15 protein-coding genes are annotated in these 15,017 nt (G+C 64.9%); 5 read left to right on the top strand and 10 right to left on the bottom strand.

What is annotated here, in order from left to right; all coding sequences use genetic code 11:
- Positions 1-2: 2 nt before the first annotated feature.
- From nrdH to otnK, 3 genes are all read right to left on the bottom strand, one after another.
- Positions 3-224 carry a glutaredoxin-like protein NrdH gene (gene nrdH, locus IB235_RS02360; RefSeq protein ID WP_155038003.1) on the bottom strand — a complete coding sequence of 74 codons (222 nt, stop codon included), beginning with the start codon at positions 222-224 and terminating at the stop codon, positions 3-5.
- Positions 225-605: 381 nt separating this feature from the next.
- Positions 606-1,244 carry a 3-oxo-tetronate 4-phosphate decarboxylase gene (otnC, locus tag IB235_RS02355; RefSeq protein WP_155038002.1) on the bottom strand — a complete coding sequence of 213 codons (639 nt, stop codon included), beginning with the start codon at positions 1,242-1,244 and terminating at the stop codon, positions 606-608.
- Positions 1,237-2,502, bottom strand: coding sequence for a 3-oxo-tetronate kinase (gene otnK / locus IB235_RS02350; protein WP_192335316.1), 1,266 nt, complete (start codon positions 2,500-2,502; stop codon positions 1,237-1,239). Before otnK ends, otnC begins: the two co-directional genes overlap by 8 nt.
- Before the next feature lie 241 nt (positions 2,503-2,743).
- On the opposite strand from otnK, the gene IB235_RS02345 reads away from it, so the two are divergent.
- Positions 2,744-3,169 carry a VOC family protein gene (locus IB235_RS02345; protein WP_155038000.1) on the top strand — a complete coding sequence of 142 codons (426 nt, stop codon included), beginning with the start codon at positions 2,744-2,746 and terminating at the stop codon, positions 3,167-3,169.
- Positions 3,170-3,214: 45 nt separating this feature from the next.
- Here IB235_RS02345 and IB235_RS02340 read toward each other — a convergent pair whose 3' ends face one another.
- Positions 3,215-3,736, bottom strand: coding sequence for a MarR family winged helix-turn-helix transcriptional regulator (locus IB235_RS02340; protein ID WP_192335314.1), 522 nt, complete (start codon positions 3,734-3,736; stop codon positions 3,215-3,217).
- 99 nt (positions 3,737-3,835) lie between these two features.
- Positions 3,836-4,084 (bottom strand): succinate dehydrogenase assembly factor 2, encoded by a 249-nt coding sequence (locus IB235_RS02335; protein ID WP_370576830.1) that lies wholly within the window; start codon positions 4,082-4,084, stop codon positions 3,836-3,838.
- Positions 4,085-4,188: 104 nt separating this feature from the next.
- On the opposite strand from IB235_RS02335, the gene IB235_RS02330 reads away from it, so the two are divergent.
- A complete protein-coding gene (locus IB235_RS02330; RefSeq protein ID WP_192335312.1) occupies positions 4,189-5,391 on the top strand; it encodes a pyridoxal phosphate-dependent aminotransferase in 1,203 nt (400 codons plus the stop codon).
- Positions 5,392-5,395: 4 nt separating this feature from the next.
- Here IB235_RS02330 and IB235_RS02325 read toward each other — a convergent pair whose 3' ends face one another.
- A complete protein-coding gene (locus tag IB235_RS02325; protein WP_192335310.1) occupies positions 5,396-5,656 on the bottom strand; it encodes a hypothetical protein in 261 nt (86 codons plus the stop codon).
- A gap of 102 nt (positions 5,657-5,758) precedes the next feature.
- Here IB235_RS02325 and IB235_RS02320 point away from each other — a divergent pair, with 102 nt between their 5' ends.
- Positions 5,759-6,643 carry a LysR substrate-binding domain-containing protein gene (locus IB235_RS02320; protein WP_155037996.1) on the top strand — a complete coding sequence of 295 codons (885 nt, stop codon included), beginning with the start codon at positions 5,759-5,761 and terminating at the stop codon, positions 6,641-6,643.
- Positions 6,644-6,682: 39 nt separating this feature from the next.
- On the opposite strand, the gene aspA is transcribed toward IB235_RS02320, so the two are convergent.
- Together aspA and IB235_RS02310 are read right to left on the bottom strand one after the other, a co-directional pair.
- Entirely contained in the window at positions 6,683-8,089 is a 1,407-nt protein-coding gene (gene aspA, locus IB235_RS02315; RefSeq protein ID WP_155037995.1) for an aspartate ammonia-lyase, read from the bottom strand.
- 163 nt (positions 8,090-8,252) lie between these two features.
- Positions 8,253-9,149: a LysR family transcriptional regulator gene (locus IB235_RS02310; protein ID WP_155037994.1), complete on the bottom strand. Its 897-nt coding sequence runs from the start codon at positions 9,147-9,149 to the stop codon at positions 8,253-8,255.
- Positions 9,150-9,260: 111 nt separating this feature from the next.
- Between IB235_RS02310 and IB235_RS02305 the strand changes: the two genes are divergently transcribed.
- Positions 9,261-10,265 carry an Ldh family oxidoreductase gene (locus IB235_RS02305; protein ID WP_192335308.1) on the top strand — a complete coding sequence of 335 codons (1,005 nt, stop codon included), beginning with the start codon at positions 9,261-9,263 and terminating at the stop codon, positions 10,263-10,265.
- On the opposite strand, the gene IB235_RS02300 is transcribed toward IB235_RS02305, so the two are convergent.
- Positions 10,262-10,726: an Lrp/AsnC family transcriptional regulator gene (locus IB235_RS02300; RefSeq protein WP_155037992.1), complete on the bottom strand. Its 465-nt coding sequence runs from the start codon at positions 10,724-10,726 to the stop codon at positions 10,262-10,264. The genes IB235_RS02305 and IB235_RS02300 overlap by 4 nt on opposite strands.
- Positions 10,727-10,836: 110 nt before the next feature.
- On the opposite strand from IB235_RS02300, the gene putA reads away from it, so the two are divergent.
- Positions 10,837-14,190, top strand: a complete 3,354-nt coding sequence (gene putA / locus IB235_RS02295) for a bifunctional proline dehydrogenase/L-glutamate gamma-semialdehyde dehydrogenase PutA (protein WP_192335306.1) — start codon at positions 10,837-10,839, stop codon at positions 14,188-14,190.
- A gap of 153 nt (positions 14,191-14,343) precedes the next feature.
- On the opposite strand, the gene IB235_RS02290 is transcribed toward putA, so the two are convergent.
- A complete protein-coding gene (locus tag IB235_RS02290; protein WP_192335304.1) occupies positions 14,344-15,012 on the bottom strand; it encodes a flagellar hook capping FlgD N-terminal domain-containing protein in 669 nt (222 codons plus the stop codon).
- Positions 15,013-15,017: the final 5 nt, after the last annotated feature.

Genomic DNA, 15,017 nt, shown 5'->3' with positions numbered 1-15,017 from the left:
GATCAGGAAAGGCGGCCGATCATGTCAGGGCGGAAGCCCGCCCAATGGTCGTCGCCAGCGATGACGACGGGGGCCTGACGGTAGCCAAGCTGCGTCACCATCTGCATGGCGGCTTCGTCCTCGGTCAGGTCCACGACGTCATAGGCCAGCCCGCGGGCATCAAGCGCGCGCGTCGTCGCGGTGCACTGAACACATGCGGGTTTGGAATAGACGGTGATGCTCATTGTGGTCCCTCGTTTTGTCCTGTCACGTTCCTGCTTGCAGCGGTGATGACCGGTCATCCTGCGGGAAACCACGCGGGAACCAGTCAATCGCGAACTACTTACAGTTGCATTCGCGCCTGAAGGGCGTCCGGATTTTTGCCCGGAATCGCATCGTCTCGTCAGCGCGTTTTCCCAGTATATAGACAACGAACGTGCTTCGCTACCCATATCTTGTGGTCCAAACGCAGAACTCGACGTTAGGCAAGCTGTCGGGTGATTCCGCGCGGGGTTGTGCGGATAAGCCCATTCAAGGCCCGCAGTTGCAGGGCCTTGATTTTGACCACAGGGGTATTCAGCAGTCGCGGGGGGCGCTTCTAGCCCCGCATCCTGCGCCCGTCCACATCAAAAATCGCGCGGAAAACGCGCTTCCAGATCGCGCACCTGATCGGGGGTCAGCGGGCGGGTCTGCATGCCGCGCAGCGCCAGAAAAAGCTTTGCTGTCTCTTCAAGCTCTTCGGTGGCGTAAACCGCATCTTCCAGCGTCTTGCCTGCGACCACCGGGCCGTGGTTTGCCAGCAACACCGCGTGATGATCCGAGGCCATTTCCTCGACCGCGCGGGCCAGATCCATGTCTCCGGGCGCGAAATAGGGGATCAGCGGCAGGCGGCCGACTCGCATCACGTAATAGGCGGTCAGGGGTGGCAGCACGTCGCGGGGGTCAGCGCATTGCAGGCAACTGACCGCGACGGAGTGAGTCGAATGCAGATGCACGATGGCCCCGGCGCGCGGGCGCTGGCGATACATCGCCATGTGCAGGAAGCTTTCCTTGGTCGGCTTGTCCCCCGAGATCAGGTTCCCCGCCAGATCAAGCCGCGAGATCCGCGCCGGGTCGATCGCCCCCATGCTGGAGCCGGTCGGCGTCATCAGCCAGCCATCCTCGACCCGGACCGAGATATTCCCCGATGAGCCAAAGGTCAGGCCGCGCTCGAACAGCGATTTCGCCAGCCGGGCGATGTCGTCGCGTTGTTTCGTCTCAGACATCCAGCATCTCCAGCGCGTGGGGGAACATGTCGGGCCCGCCGAAATTTCCCGATTTCAGGCACAGCGCCAGATCGCGGCCCATGCCTTTTGCCCCGCACCACGGCACGCCGGGGCTGACTTCGGGACCGATGGCAAGGCGATCGACGCCCAGGGCCGAGATGACCGCGCCCGAGGTCTCGCCCCCGGCCACGACCAGACGGGCAAAGCCCCGGTCGACCAACCCACGGGCGATGGCGGCCAAGGCATGCTCCATCATCTCGCCCGCCTGCATGCGCCCGTAGCAGCGCTGGTTTTCGGCGACTTCCTCGGGGTCCGATGAGCCATAGATCAGGATCGGGCCGCTTTGGGCCTGAGCCCAGTCCAGTGCCTCGGTCGCGACATCGGTGCCGGCGGCGATCCGGTCCAGATCGACGCGGTAGCTGGGCCAGAGTTGGGCGACATGGGCGATCTGGCCGCGCGTCGCCGCCGAGCAGCTGCCCGCCAGCACCGCAGCCCGCCCCGCGACCTTGGGCAAGGCCGGGCGCGCCGCCGCCCCCAGCGCACCGCTGTCACGCAGGTTCTGCGGCAGGCCCATCGCCACTGCCGAGCCACCGGTGACTAACGCCATCCCGTCCAGCGCCCGGCCAAGCGCCAGCATGTCCTGATCCTCGACCGAATCGGGCACGCCGTAACGGAACCCCTGTTTGCGCAGATCGTCGAACCCGGCGCGGATGGCGTCCGCGCCTTGCCGGACGGTCTGCAGCGGCACCAGCCCGGCGCGGCCGCGCGATTGCGCCTGCATCAGCCGGATCAGGCTGGAATCACGCATCGGCGTCAGCGGATGATCCTTCATCGAGCTTTCCGCCAAGGGCAGGTCGCCCACGAACAGGTTGCCCTTGTAGATGGTGCGGCCATTCGCCGGGAAAGCGGGCGAGACGACGGTGAAATCCAGCCCCATCGCATCCAGCAGCGCATCCGTCACCGGTCCGATATTGCCCTCAGGCGTCGAATCGAAGGTCGAACAATATTTGAACAGCACCTGACGCACGCCAAGGGCTTGCAGCCATTCCAGCGCGGCCAGCGATTGCGACACGGCCTCATCCGCCGGGATGGTGCGGGATTTCAACGCGACCACGACGGCATCGGTATCCGGTGGCAGATCCGATGTGGCGGGCAGGCCGATCATCTGCACCACGCGCAGCCCGGCCTTGACCCATGTGCTGCACAGATCGGTCGCGCCGGTAAAATCATCCGCAATGGCACCCAGTATGACGGCCATGTTCCCCTCCTCTTTGCTCCGGGAGGATTAAGAGCCGAGCTGCAGCCGCAGGTCAACGCGGGGGCAGGGATTGATCTGGCCGGGCTGTCATTTCTGCCAAAGCGACGGTGCGGGGTATGGATTGACGTGATTGGGTGCAGCGCGCGGTCGCGCCGATGACCGCATATTTCATCGCCGCCCCGCCGTTGCCGTGCGGCGGACAAGCTGCCAAATTGCCCACTGAAAGCAAGGGAGTTCCGTTATGCCAATCCGCTACCTGCATACCATGGTGCGCGTCCTCGATCTGGAAAAGTCGATGGCCTTCTATCGGCTGCTCGGCCTTGAGGAGATTCGCCGCATCGATAATGACAAGGGCCGCTTCTCGCTGGTCTTCATGGCGCCGCCCGACCAGCCCGATTGCCCGGTCGAGCTGACCTATAACTGGGACGGGGACGAAGGCCTGCCCTCGGACAGCCGCCATTTCGGCCATCTGGCCTACCGGGTCGAGAATATCTACGACCTGTGCCAGAAGCTGATGGATGCGGGTATCACCATCAACCGCCCGCCGCGCGACGGCCACATGGCCTTTGTCCGCAGCCCCGATAACGTGTCCATCGAACTGCTGCAGGATGGGCATCTGCCGCCGCAGGAGCCTTGGGCCAGCATGCCGAATACCGGCCACTGGTAAGCGCCCGGCCTGCCGGTCCGGGGACCGGCGGGCCAACCCCGCGCGTCAATAGATGTAGCGGATCTGTTCCAGCCAGTAACGCTCGATCCGGCGCCATTGCAGGTTCACCTCCTCGATCGCCGGGTCGTCCAGCACGCCTGACATCGCCAACCCGGCGGCATGGCGGGCGAACAGCTCGGTCACGCGGTCGCGGACCTCTTGCCCCTCGCGGGTCAGGCGCACCCGGACCGCGCGGCGGTCCATGTCGCAGCGCTCATGGCTGACATAGCCCAGCTCGACCAGCTTCTTCAGGTTGTAGCTGACATTCGAGCCCTGATACATGCCGCGCGTGCGCAATTCGCCCGCCGTCACCTCGGAGCCGCCAAGGTTGTAGATCAGCAGCGCCTGAACCGGGGTCAGATCGGCGCGGCCCAGCCGCTCGAACTCGTCCTTGATGATATCCTGAAGCAGCCGGTGAAGCCGCTCAAGCAATTGCAGGCTTTCCAGATAGGCATCGGTGCGCGCCACGGCGGGCGCGGGCCGCAGGGCGGGCACCGGCCGAACCGGACTGTGCTGGGGCTGAGGCATCGGTTCATCCGTTCTAGGTCTGTTCTGTGACGACCTTGAAGGACAATTCCGAATCTCCGGTTAATCCGCGCGAAAAATCCGCCAGATTGCATAAAACTTTCAGGATTTAGGAGTCAGCCGGTCAGTGGCAAAACCCGCGATCCGGTCAATCAGCGCGACCAGCGCGTCAGGCCCCGGATGCTCGCCCGAAATCCGCGCGGTGACCCAAGGATACAGGTCCTGATCGTTTTCGTTCAGCAGGACCTCGTAAAGGTCCAGATCCTCGGGGGAAAGCTTGGTCAATTCAGTGTCCGAGAACGGGCCAAGGATCAGGTCCATCTCTTTCATGCCGCGCCGCCAGCTGCGCATCTGCAGCCTTTTCAGCCTTGCCTCGTCCATTCCGTCGCCCCCGGCTTGTCTGTCCACGGCGCCGCGCCTATGACTTCAGGCAACCCAGCCGCAGGATGAATTCGATGAGCCTTTTGTCCCAGACACTCGCCCGCGTCAAACCCTCGCCCACCATTGCCATCACGGGCCGCGCCCGCGAACTGGCCGCCGAGGGTCGCGACATCATCAGCCTTTCCGCCGGTGAGCCCGATTTCGACACGCCCGAACATATCCGCGAGGCAGGCAAGGCCGCCATCGATCAGGGCCATACCCGCTACACCGCCGTCGACGGCATCCCGGAACTGAAACGCGCGATCTGCGACAAGTTCCGGCGCGAGAACGGGCTGGACTATACCCCCGCCCAGATCACCGTCGGCACCGGCGGCAAGCAGATCCTGTACAATGCGTTGATGGCGACGCTGAACCCCGGCGACGAGGTCATCATCCCCGCGCCCTATTGGGTCAGCTACCCGGATATGGTGCTGCTGGCCGGGGGCACGCCGGTCGTGATCGAAGGCGCGATGGAGAATGGCTATCGCATCACCCCCGAGCAGCTTGAGGCCGCGATAACGCCCAAGACGAAATGGCTGATCCTGAACTCGCCCTCGAACCCGACGGGCGCGGGCTATGCTGAATCGCACATGCGCGGGCTGACCGATGTGCTGATGCGTCATCCGCATGTCTGGGTGCTGACCGACGACATCTATGAGCATCTGGTTTTCGACGATTTCAAATTCGTCACCCCGGCGCAGGTCGAGCCGGGGTTGAAGGGCCGCACCCTGACCATGAACGGGGTCAGCAAATCCTATGCGATGACCGGCTGGCGGATCGGCTATGGCGCGGGTCCGGTCGAGCTGATCAAGGCTATGGGCAAGCTGCAGTCGCAATCGACCTCGAACCCGACCTCGATCAGTCAATATGCCGCGCTGGCCGCACTTGAGGGGCCGCAGGATTATCTGGAGACCAGCCGTGCCGTGTTCCAGCGTCGCCGCGATCTGGTGGTGGCCGGGCTGAACGCCTGCCCGGGCATTACCTGTCCGGTGCCAGAAGGGGCCTTTTATGTCTATCCGTCGATCCGCGATCTGATCGGCAAGACCTCGGCTGGCGGCACGCTGATTGCTGATGATGAGGCTTTTGCCACGGCGCTGCTGGATGAAACCGGCGTGGCGGTGGTCTTTGGCGCGGCCTTCGGGCTTAGCCCGCATTACCGCATTTCCTATGCGACCTCGGATGAGGTGCTGACGGATGCGTGTGACCGCATCCGCCGTTTCTGCGAAGGGCTGAAATAAGCCCTTACCAGAGGTATTTGCGCAGGGCGTCACCCTCGACCGGCTGACCGTGATGGCCGTCGTCGGGGGTGTTGACCCCGATGTCGCGCAACAGATGGGGTGGCAGAACCGACAACGCCTTTCGCGTCGCCGGATCATCCAGCGCAGCGAAGCGGTCGGTTTCGCTGACACATAGGGTCGGTTTATCCCGCTCCCGCAGGCCGATAAGCGTCAGGAGCCGGTCGGCAAACCCTTGAGGCTGCCGGTTCGTAGCACTGGCAAACATTGCTTTTTCCTCGCAATGCAATGTGGTTGTTGGAATTCCAAGGTGCTACTGTTCGCGCGCTTTGACCAACAAAGCCTCAGCACGCATCCATAAGGCCGCCTTATGTCGATCCCGCCGCTTGCCGCATTGCGCGCCTTCGAGGCCGTCGCCCGTCACCTGAGTTTCACCCGCGCCGCGGAGGAGCTGGGCATGACGCAGGCCGCCGTCAGCTACCAGATCCGCTTGCTGGAGGAACGGCTGGGCGTCGCCCTGTTCCTGCGCAAGACGCGCGAGATCGCCATGACCGAGACCGGGGCCCTGTTCGCCCGCCCGACGATCGAGGCCTTTGACCTGCTGCGCGAAACCTATTCGGCACCCTCGGCGGATGCTGTGTCAACCCTGTCGATCTCGACCGTGCCGACGCTGGCGGGGGCGTGGCTGTCGCCGCGTCTGGGCAAGTTCCAGATGCAGCAGCCCAATCTGGCCGTGCGGCTGGAGACCAGCGACAATCTGGTCGATTTCGCGCGCGAGGATGTCAGCGTGGCGATCCGGGCCGGGGATGGCGACTGGCCGGGCCTGACGGCGCATTTCCTGATGCATGTCGAATACACGCCCATGCTGACGCCGGAACTGGCCAAGAAGCACGAATTACGCGATCCCGCCGATCTGCTGCGGATGCCGCTGCTGGATGCCAGCGACCCGAACTGGGGCGTCTGGATGCGCGAGGCCGGTCTGGATTATCCCGATTGCCCGCCGCGCGCCGGGCTGACGCTGTCGACCGACCTGCACGAGGCGCGGGCGGCGCTGGCCGGATATGGCGTCGCGCTGCTGACGCCCCGCTTTTTCCGCTATGAGCTGGCAACGGGCAGCCTGATCCAGCCTTTTCCGCAGGTCTCGCAGAACGGGCGGGGCTATTGGCTGGTCTATCCGCAGGGCCGCAAGAACCGCCCCGCGATCCGCAAGTTCCGGGCGTTTTTGCTGGATGAAATAGAAAGCGACCCCGGCTGAAAGCCGGGGCCGCTGGACCCCTGGGGGCAGGGGACGGGGTTACGCCACGAACAGGACGGGGCGGGTCAGGGTCTCGGGGCGCAGGATCTCGTCCAGGCGGTCCTTGGGCAGCAGGCCCTTTTCCAGAACCAGCTCATAGACGCCACGGCCGGTCAGGTGGGCCTCGGTCGCGACCTCGGTCGCCGCTGCATAGCCGATATAGGGGTTCAGCGCGGTGACGATGCCGATCGAACGGCGCACGGTTTCCTTCAGCACGTCGCGATTGGCGGTGATGCCGCGCACGCAATTGTGTTCCAGCGTCGCCAGACCGGCGACCAGATGGTCGACCGAACGGAACATGCTGTAGGCGATGACCGGCTCAAAGGCGTTCAGCTGCAACTGGCCACCCTCGGCTGCCATGGTGATGGTGACATCGTTGCCGATGACCTCGAAGCAGATCTGGTTCATCACCTCGGGGATGACCGGGTTGACCTTGCCCGGCATGATCGAGGAACCGGCCTGCTTGGCGGGCAGGTTGATCTCATTGAAGCCGGCGCGCGGACCCGAGGACAGCAGCCGCAGGTCGTTGCAGATCTTCGATATCTTGACCGCGACGCGCTTCAGCACGCCCGAAGTCTGCACGAATGCGCCGCAATCCTGCGTGGCTTCGACCAGATCGGGGGCGGTGACGACCGGGATCACGGTGATTTCGGCCAGACGGGCGCGGACGCGCTCGGCATATTCCGGGTGGGCGGTGATGCCGGTGCCGATGGCGGTGGCGCCAAGGTTGATCTCGCAGATCAACTGGGCGGCTTCGGCCAGACGCAGCTCATCTTCGCCGATGGTGATGGCGAAGGCGTTGAATTCCTGACCCAGGGTCATCGGAACGGCTTCCTGCAGCTGGGTGCGACCCATCTTCAGAATGTCCTGGAACTCGGCGCCCTTCACCTCGAACGCACCGCGCAGCGAGGCAAGCTGGGCGATCAGCTTCTGCAGCCCCTTCCACGAGGCCAGACGCAGCGACGTCGGATAGACGTCATTGGTCGACTGGCTCATGTTCACATGTTCGTTCGGGTGAAGGTATTTGAACTCGCCCTTCTGGTGACCCATGATTTCGAGGGCGCGGTTGGCGATCACCTCGTTGGCGTTCATGTTGGTCGACGTGCCCGCGCCGCCCTGAATCTGGTCGACGACGAACTGATCATGCAGTTTGCCCGAACGGATTTCCTCGCAGGCGGCGACGATGGCGTCGCGACGCTCAGCCGAGAGCAGGCCCAGATCGGCATTGGCCAGTGCGGCGGCCTGCTTGATCGCGGCCAGCGCGCAGACCAGTTCGGGGATCTCGCCGACCTTGCGACCCGAGATCGGGAAGTTCTCGACCGCGCGCAGCGTATGGACGCCCCAATAGGCATCGGCGGGAATCTCGCGATCGCCAAGCAGATCGTGTTCGATGCGGGTCTTTGTCATGTTTACCTCGACTGCATGCCGCATCGGCCCGCGTCATGCGGGACCCTCCGGCCAGGCAGGTTTTCAGGAATTGGATATTAACAGCTTTTTTAGGGATTTTCGCCCCTTGCGGGAGGGATCTAGGCAGCGCCGAGGGCAATATCCAATGCCAAGTTGCGCTGGGTTATTCCGTTTCGGAATAACTCTGTCCCAACCCCTCCGCCGCCTGCCATGCCTTGCCGGTGATTCCGCGCCCGCGCGAGGGGTTGCGGTAAAGCCGGATTTCCATCGGCAGTTCGGGGGCCACGACCTCAAGCCGACCCGCCGCGATCTCGGCCGAGACCAGCAGGCGGGGCAGCCAGACCACGCCATGTCCGGCGACGGCCATGCTTTTCATCGCCTCGGCCATCGAGGCCTCGTCAATATGGGCGACATAGACGCGGGGGGCGCCGGGTTGGCCCTGGGCGATCCGGGTCATCTGGTTCAGGAACGAACCGCGGGAATATTGCAGCAGGGGCATGCCCTCGGTCAGCCATTCGCGCGGCCAGCCGGGACGCGCGACGGCGACAAGGCTGTCCTGACCGACGACCAGATGCGGGTAGCATTCCGGGTCCAGCGGGATATTCACCTGCGGATGGGAATAGGTCAGGAAGAAATCGTAGCCGCCCTCGCTCAGCGCCTCGACGCAGCGGTCGAAATTCTCGGGTTTGACGCGGCTGGTCATCTGGCCGGTCACCGATTTCAGCCGCATCAGCCAGCCGGGCAGGAACGTGACGCTCAGACTGTGCAGCGACAGGAAGGATATCTCGGCCCCGCGTGCGCGGGAATGTTCGCGGAACTCGATCCGACGCGCGTTCAGCATACGCACGGCCTCTTCGGCGGTTTCGCGGAACAGCACGCCTTCGGGGGTCAGGCTGACCGGATAGCTGTCACGCGACAGCAGATCAGTCCCGATCCATTCCTCAAGCGCGCGAATGCGACGCGAAAAGGCGCTTTGCGTCACCCCGCGCAGCTCCGCCGAACGCGAAAAGCTGCGGGTTTCCGCCAGTGTCATGAAATCTTCGAGCCATTTGAAATCCATGCGGCCCCCTTTGCCCATATTTAGCGCAAAGGCGAAAGGGGGCAAAGGGTGGGCTACTTGCGCGATTTGTCGCAATCGGCTTAGGTGCCGCAACTTGTATGGGAGTTTGGAATGCCGGTGATTTCTTTTGCAGAGCTGTCGGAACGCGTCGAGGCGGTCCTGCGCAAGGCCGGTTTCGATCAGCTTCACGCCGCCGCCCTGACCCGCATCGTCTGCGCAGGTGAGCGCGACGGCGCGAAATCCCATGGCATCTATCGCATCGACGGCATCATCCGCACGCTTCAGGCGGGCAAGGTCGTGCCCGATGCGCAGCCGATCGTTGCCGATGACGGCTCGGCGGTGATCCGCGTCGATGCCAAGGGCGGCTTTTCCCCCGCCGCCTTCGAGGCCGGCTTGCCGCATCTGGCCGAGCGCGCTCGCAAGCTGGGGCTGGCGGCGATGGTCCTGAACGATTGCGTGCATTTCTCGGCCCTGTGGCCCGAAGTCGAGGCGCTGACCGAACAGGGGCTGGCGGGCCTGTCCATGTGCCCCAGCTATTCGACCGTCGCGCCCGCCGGGGGCACGCGGCCGCTGCTGGGCACGAACCCGATCGCCTTTGGCTGGCCGCGCGCCGATGGCGTCCCCTATGTCTTTGATTTCGCGACCTCGGTCGCCGCGCGCGGCGAGATCGAGTTGAAACGCCGCGCCGGTGAGACCCTGCCCGACGGTTGGGCGCTGGACGCCGAAGGCCAGCCCACCACCGATCCCGAGGCAGCATTGGGCGGCGCGATGCTGCCCTTTGGCGCGCATAAGGGCTCAGCCATCTCGACCATGATCGAGTTGCTGGCAGGGGTGATGATCGGCGACCTGACCAGTCAGGGCGCACTTGAGGCGTTGGGCACGACGACGCTGGCCCCGCGCCATGGCGAATTGGTGCTGGCGTTTTCGCCCGAGCGTTTCGCCGCCGGGCGCAGCGATCCCTTTGCGCAGGCGGAACTGCTGTTCGCGGCGATTCTGGGGCAGGGCGCACGCCTGCCGGGTCAAAGCCGCCACCGCATCCGCGCCCGGTCTTTGGCCGAAGGCATCAGCCTAAGCGACGACGAACTGGCCGGGCTGGACGCGCGGCTTTCGGCCTAAAGCTCGGTCCAGTTCTGTTCGACCACCGCTTCCATCGAGACATAACTGGTGGTCGCATGCATATGGGGCAGGGCCGAGATCTTCTCGGCCATGATCCGGCGATAGCCCGCCATGTCCTTTGAACGCACCTTCAGCAGATAGTCGAAGCCGCCCGCGATCATGTAGCATTCCTCGATCTCGGGGATGGCGCGGACGGCCTCGTTGAAGGCCTCCAGCGCCTTTTGCCGCGTGTCGGACAGGCGCACCTCGACATAGGTGACATGGGTCAGGCCCAGCTGCAGCGGCGACAGGATCGCGCGGTAGCCGGTGATCAGGCCCATCTCCTCCATCTGCTTGATGCGTAAGGCCACCGGGGTCTTGGACAGGCCGACCTTGCGGGCCAGTTCGGTGATCGGAATCCGGGCATTGGCGACGAGTTCGCGCAGGATCTTGACGTTGGTTGCGTCCAGAATGTCTTCCATGGTCTGCAATGCTGCCGAAATATGTTATGATCGGCTAGTCATGTAGCACGATTTGGTCACATCGTCCACGTCTTCGCCTGTATCCAGCCGCCAACAATCAGGAGAACACGATGCCCACCACCCAGCTTTCCGATCTTGGCCCCGACAGCAAATTCCAGCCCGAACAGGCGCTGCTGGACCGGCTGGTGGCCGAGACGGCGCTGGACCCGGCTGCCCGCGCTGCGATCACGGCCCGCGCGGCGCTTCTGGTCTCGCGCATCCGCAGCGAAGCCAAACCCACGATGATGGAGCATTTCCTGGCCGAATACGGGCTGTCCACGCGCGAAGGCGTTGCTCTGATGTGCCTGGCCGAGGCCATGCTGCGCGTGCCCGACCGCGACACCATCGACGCGCTGATCGAAGACAAGATCGCGCCGTCCGACTGGGGCAAGCATCTGGGCGAGGCGTCCTCCTCGCTGGTCAACGCCTCGACCTGGGCCTTGATGCTGACCGGCAAGGTGCTGGACGACAATCAGGGTGGTATTGCCGGTACTTTGCGCGGCGCCGTCCGCCGTCTGGGCGAGCCGGTGATCCGCGCTGCTGTCGGTCGCGCGATGAAGGAAATGGGCCGCCAGTTCGTGCTGGGCGAGACCATCGTGAAGGCGCTGGACAATGCCAAGACCCGCGAAAAGCAGGGCTTCACCTATAGCTATGACATGCTGGGCGAAGCGGCGATGACCGGCGGTGACGCTGCCCGCTATGCCCGCGACTATTCCGACGCCATCGGCGCGATTGCGAAAGCCTGCGACAAGGGCTCGGTGCAGATGAATCCGGGCATCTCGATCAAGCTCTCGGCGCTGCATCCCCGCTACGAGGTGGCGCAGGAAGCCCGCGTCATGGCCGAGCTGGTCCCGGTCGTCCTGACGCTGGCCCAGCAGGCCAAGGCCGCTGGCATGGGCATGAATATCGACGCCGAGGAACAGGACCGTCTGGCCCTGTCGATGAAGGTGATCGAAGCAGTGATGGCCGATCCTTCGCTGGCTGGCTGGGACGGGTTCGGCATCGTCGTGCAGGCCTATGGCAAGCGCGCCGGGCTGGTCATCGACTGGCTTTACGAACTGGCGACCCGTCTGGACCGCAAGATCATGGTGCGTCTGGTCAAGGGCGCCTATTGGGACAGCGAGATCAAGCGCGCTCAGGTCGAGGGGCTGCCGGGCTTCCCGCTGTTCACCTCGAAAGTGGGCACGGATGTCAGCTACATCGCCAATGCGCGCAAGCTGATCGGCTATGCCGACCGCATCTATCCGCAATTCGCGACCCATAACGCCCATACCGTCGCCGCCGTTCTGGAAATGGCCGGGGGCATCGAATACGAATTCCAGCGCCTGCATGGCATGGGCGAGCGTCTGCATGACATCGTCCTGCGCGAGAACAAGGGCCGCTGCCGCATCTATGCGCCCGTCGGTGCGCATCGCGACCTGCTGGCCTATCTGGTCCGCCGCCTGCTGGAAAACGGCGCGAACTCGTCCTTTGTGAACCAGATCGTCGACGAATCGATCTCGCCCGAGGAAGTGGCGACCGATCCGATCGCGGCTCTGGCCACGGCCCGTGCCCCGGCCAGTCTGGTTGCGCCGGACGCGATCTTTGGCAAGGGCCGCCCGAACTCGCAGGGCTTTGACCTGAGCGACCCGGCCGTTCTGGCCCATATCGATGCGGCGCGTGACGTGGCGCTGCCGGATGCCGCGCCGATCACCGTCTCGGCCGCCACCGGCGAGACTGTCGCGGTGCTGAACCCGGCAACCGGCGAGGTTGTGGCGCAGGTGCTTGAGGCCGACGCCAAGACCGCCGTGCAGGCCATTGCCGACGCCCGGATCTGGGACGCGGCCCCCGCCGAGCGCGCCGCGGTGCTGCGCCGCGCCGCCGATCTGTATGAAGATAACTTCGGCCCGATTTTTGCGGCACTTGCCCGCGAAGCTGGCAAGACCCTGCCCGACGCGGTGGGTGAGCTGCGCGAGGCCGTGGACTTCCTGCGCTACTACGCGACCGAGGGTGAGAACGTGGACCGCGCGCCGCGCGGTGCGGTCGTGGCGATCAGCCCGTGGAACTTCCCGCTGGCGATCTTCACCGGCCAGATTGCGGCTGCGCTGATGGCAGGGAACGCGGTTCTGGCGAAGCCCGCCGAGCAGACCCCGGTCATCGCCGCCATCGCCGTCCGACTGCTGCATGAGGCGGGTGTTCCCGCCGCGAGCCTGCAACTGCTGCCGGGGCAGGGCGCCTCGGTCGGTGCGGCGCTGACCTCGGATGCACGGGTCAAGGGCGTGGTCTTTACCGGCTCGACCGACACCGCCCGCATCATCGCCCGCGCCATGGCTGCCAATATGGAGCCGGGCACGCCGCTGATCGCCGAAACCGGCGGTCTGAACGCGATGATCGTCGATTCGACCGCGCTGCCGGAACAGGCGGTGCGCGATGTGGTCAACTCGGCCTTCCGCTCGGCTGGTCAGCGCTGCTCGGCGCTGCGTTGCCTGTACGTGCAAGAGGACATCGCCCCGCATCTGATCGAGATGATCAAGGGCGCGATGGATGAACTGCGCGTCGGCAACCCGTGGTCGGTCACGACCGATGTCGGCCCGGTCATTGACGCCGAAGCGCAGGAGGGCATTCGCGCCTATCTGAGCCAGAAGCGCAGCCGCGTCGCCTATGCGCTGAAGGCCCCCGAGGGCGGCCATTTCATCGCGCCGACCATGCTGACGGTGAACGGCATCGACGATCTTGAGCGCGAGATCTTCGGTCCGGTCCTGCATGTCGCGACCTTTGCCGCCGGTGAGATCCCTGCCGTCGTCGATGCGATCAACGCGCGCGGCTATGGCCTGACGTTCGGCCTGCACACCCGGATCGATGCCCGCGTGCAGGAGGTCTCCGAGGCGATCCATGCCGGCAACATCTATGTCAACCGCAACCAGATCGGCGCGGTCGTCGGCTCTCAGCCCTTCGGTGGCGAGGGGCTGTCGGGCACCGGTCCCAAGGCGGGCGGTCCGCTGTACCTGCAGCGCTTCTATGCGCCCGCTTCCGCCGGTGCCGCGCCCCGTGCCGATGGCCAGTCGGTCGAGCAGTTCATGCCCGGCCCGACTGGTGAGCTGAACCGCCTGCAACTGACCGTGCGCCCGCCGGTGCTGTGCATGGGCCCGGGCAACGAGGCCCGCAAGGCGCAGGTCGCCGCAGTCGAGGCGCTGGGTGGCAAGGCCGTCGAGCTTTCGGACGGTGCAACGGTGGCCGTGCTTGCCGGGCAGCCCGACTTCTCGGCGGTGCTGTGGTGGGGCGACGTGGATACGGCGCGCGAAATTGCCCGCAAGCTCGCCGGGATGGAGGGCGCGCTGCGTCCCCTGATCTGCACCATGCCCGACCGTGCCCATGTCATGCATGAGCGCCATCTGTGCGTCGACACCACCGCCGCGGGCGGCAACGCGGCGCTTCTGGCCGGCTGATCCTTGACGGTCGCGGGCATCGCCAAGGGTGCCCGCGATTGATTGATTAAACGGGCCGCCTATCCCCACAAGGACGGGCGGCCCGATTGCATTTTGCCCGCCGCGACTGACTGGCCGAGTGTGGGGATGTGTGGCAGTTCAGCTTCGGTGCCGTCAGGTCCCCTCGCGCACGCCGGTAACGTCAGCGGCAAAGACCCCGCTATTGCCGCGCAGGACAAGGACCGCCCCCTCGGCCGAGCTTTCGACCCCTGTCACCTCGGAATAGGCCTGAACATCCGTCGTCGCGATCACCTCGCCATCGCGCAGCGATTCCAGCCGGAATTGGTAGAAACCCTCGGGCAAGGGTTCGCCATCGGCATCGCGTCCTTGCCAGTCGACCTCGCCTTCGCCGGTGCCGATGCTTTCGCGCGCGACCTCGCGGCCCGAACTGTCCAGAGTGACCAGCGTCAACGCATCCGCCGAAGCGTCGGGCGAGATTTCCAGTGTCACCGGCTCTCCATCGAACCAGACCGGGCCAGAGATGCGCACTTCGCGGCCGATCCAGTCGGCATATTGCCCCAACTGCCCGCCGCCGACGGATTGCAGCAACTGGGTCAGCAGGGTGTTGGTCTGGACCTGCTGCTCGACGCCGGAAAATGTCGCGAGCTGCGCCGCGAAATCCGAGCTGTCCATCGGGTCGAGCGGGTCCTGATTCTGCACCTGCGTCGTCAGCATGCGCAGAAAAGTCAGGTAGTCGCTGTTCGATGAGGTCGAGCCGGTGTCGGTCGTGTTTGTATGGGTCGTTGTCGGGGTGCCGGTCGTGCCGGAAACGCCGTTAACCATGCGAT

Origin of the sequence: Paracoccus sp. PAR01 (assembly GCF_014851995.1) — a bacterium.
GTDB lineage: Bacteria > Pseudomonadota > Alphaproteobacteria > Rhodobacterales > Rhodobacteraceae > Paracoccus > Paracoccus litorisediminis.
Note: the sequence above shows the minus strand (reverse complement) of the source record. Positions and strands in the feature narration are given on the sequence as shown.

Bases quoted from the DNA above. Each gene is read 5' to 3' on its own strand.
- IB235_RS02335 (WP_370576830.1), bottom strand. From the start codon at position 4,084: ATGCGCAGCTGGCGGCGCGGCATGAAAGAGATGGACCTGATCCTTGGC.
- IB235_RS02340 (WP_192335314.1), bottom strand. From the start codon at position 3,736: ATGCCTCAGCCCCAGCACAGTCCGGTTCGGCCGGTGCCCGCCCTGCGG.
- IB235_RS02345 (WP_155038000.1), top strand. From the start codon at position 2,744: ATGCCAATCCGCTACCTGCATACCATGGTGCGCGTCCTCGATCTGGAA.
- IB235_RS02310 (WP_155037994.1), bottom strand. From the start codon at position 9,149: ATGGATTTCAAATGGCTCGAAGATTTCATGACACTGGCGGAAACCCGC.
- otnK (WP_192335316.1), bottom strand. From the start codon at position 2,502: ATGGCCGTCATACTGGGTGCCATTGCGGATGATTTTACCGGCGCGACC.
- IB235_RS02290 (WP_192335304.1), bottom strand. From the start codon at position 15,012: ATGGTTAACGGCGTTTCCGGCACGACCGGCACCCCGACAACGACCCAT.
- otnC (WP_155038002.1), bottom strand. From the start codon at position 1,244: ATGTCTGAGACGAAACAACGCGACGACATCGCCCGGCTGGCGAAATCG.
- IB235_RS02325 (WP_192335310.1), bottom strand. From the start codon at position 5,656: ATGTTTGCCAGTGCTACGAACCGGCAGCCTCAAGGGTTTGCCGACCGG.
- IB235_RS02300 (WP_155037992.1), bottom strand. From the start codon at position 10,726: ATGGAAGACATTCTGGACGCAACCAACGTCAAGATCCTGCGCGAACTC.
- putA (WP_192335306.1), top strand. From the start codon at position 10,837: ATGCCCACCACCCAGCTTTCCGATCTTGGCCCCGACAGCAAATTCCAG.
- nrdH (WP_155038003.1), bottom strand. From the start codon at position 224: ATGAGCATCACCGTCTATTCCAAACCCGCATGTGTTCAGTGCACCGCG.
- IB235_RS02305 (WP_192335308.1), top strand. From the start codon at position 9,261: ATGCCGGTGATTTCTTTTGCAGAGCTGTCGGAACGCGTCGAGGCGGTC.
- aspA (WP_155037995.1), bottom strand. From the start codon at position 8,089: ATGACAAAGACCCGCATCGAACACGATCTGCTTGGCGATCGCGAGATT.
- IB235_RS02320 (WP_155037996.1), top strand. From the start codon at position 5,759: ATGTCGATCCCGCCGCTTGCCGCATTGCGCGCCTTCGAGGCCGTCGCC.
- IB235_RS02330 (WP_192335312.1), top strand. From the start codon at position 4,189: ATGAGCCTTTTGTCCCAGACACTCGCCCGCGTCAAACCCTCGCCCACC.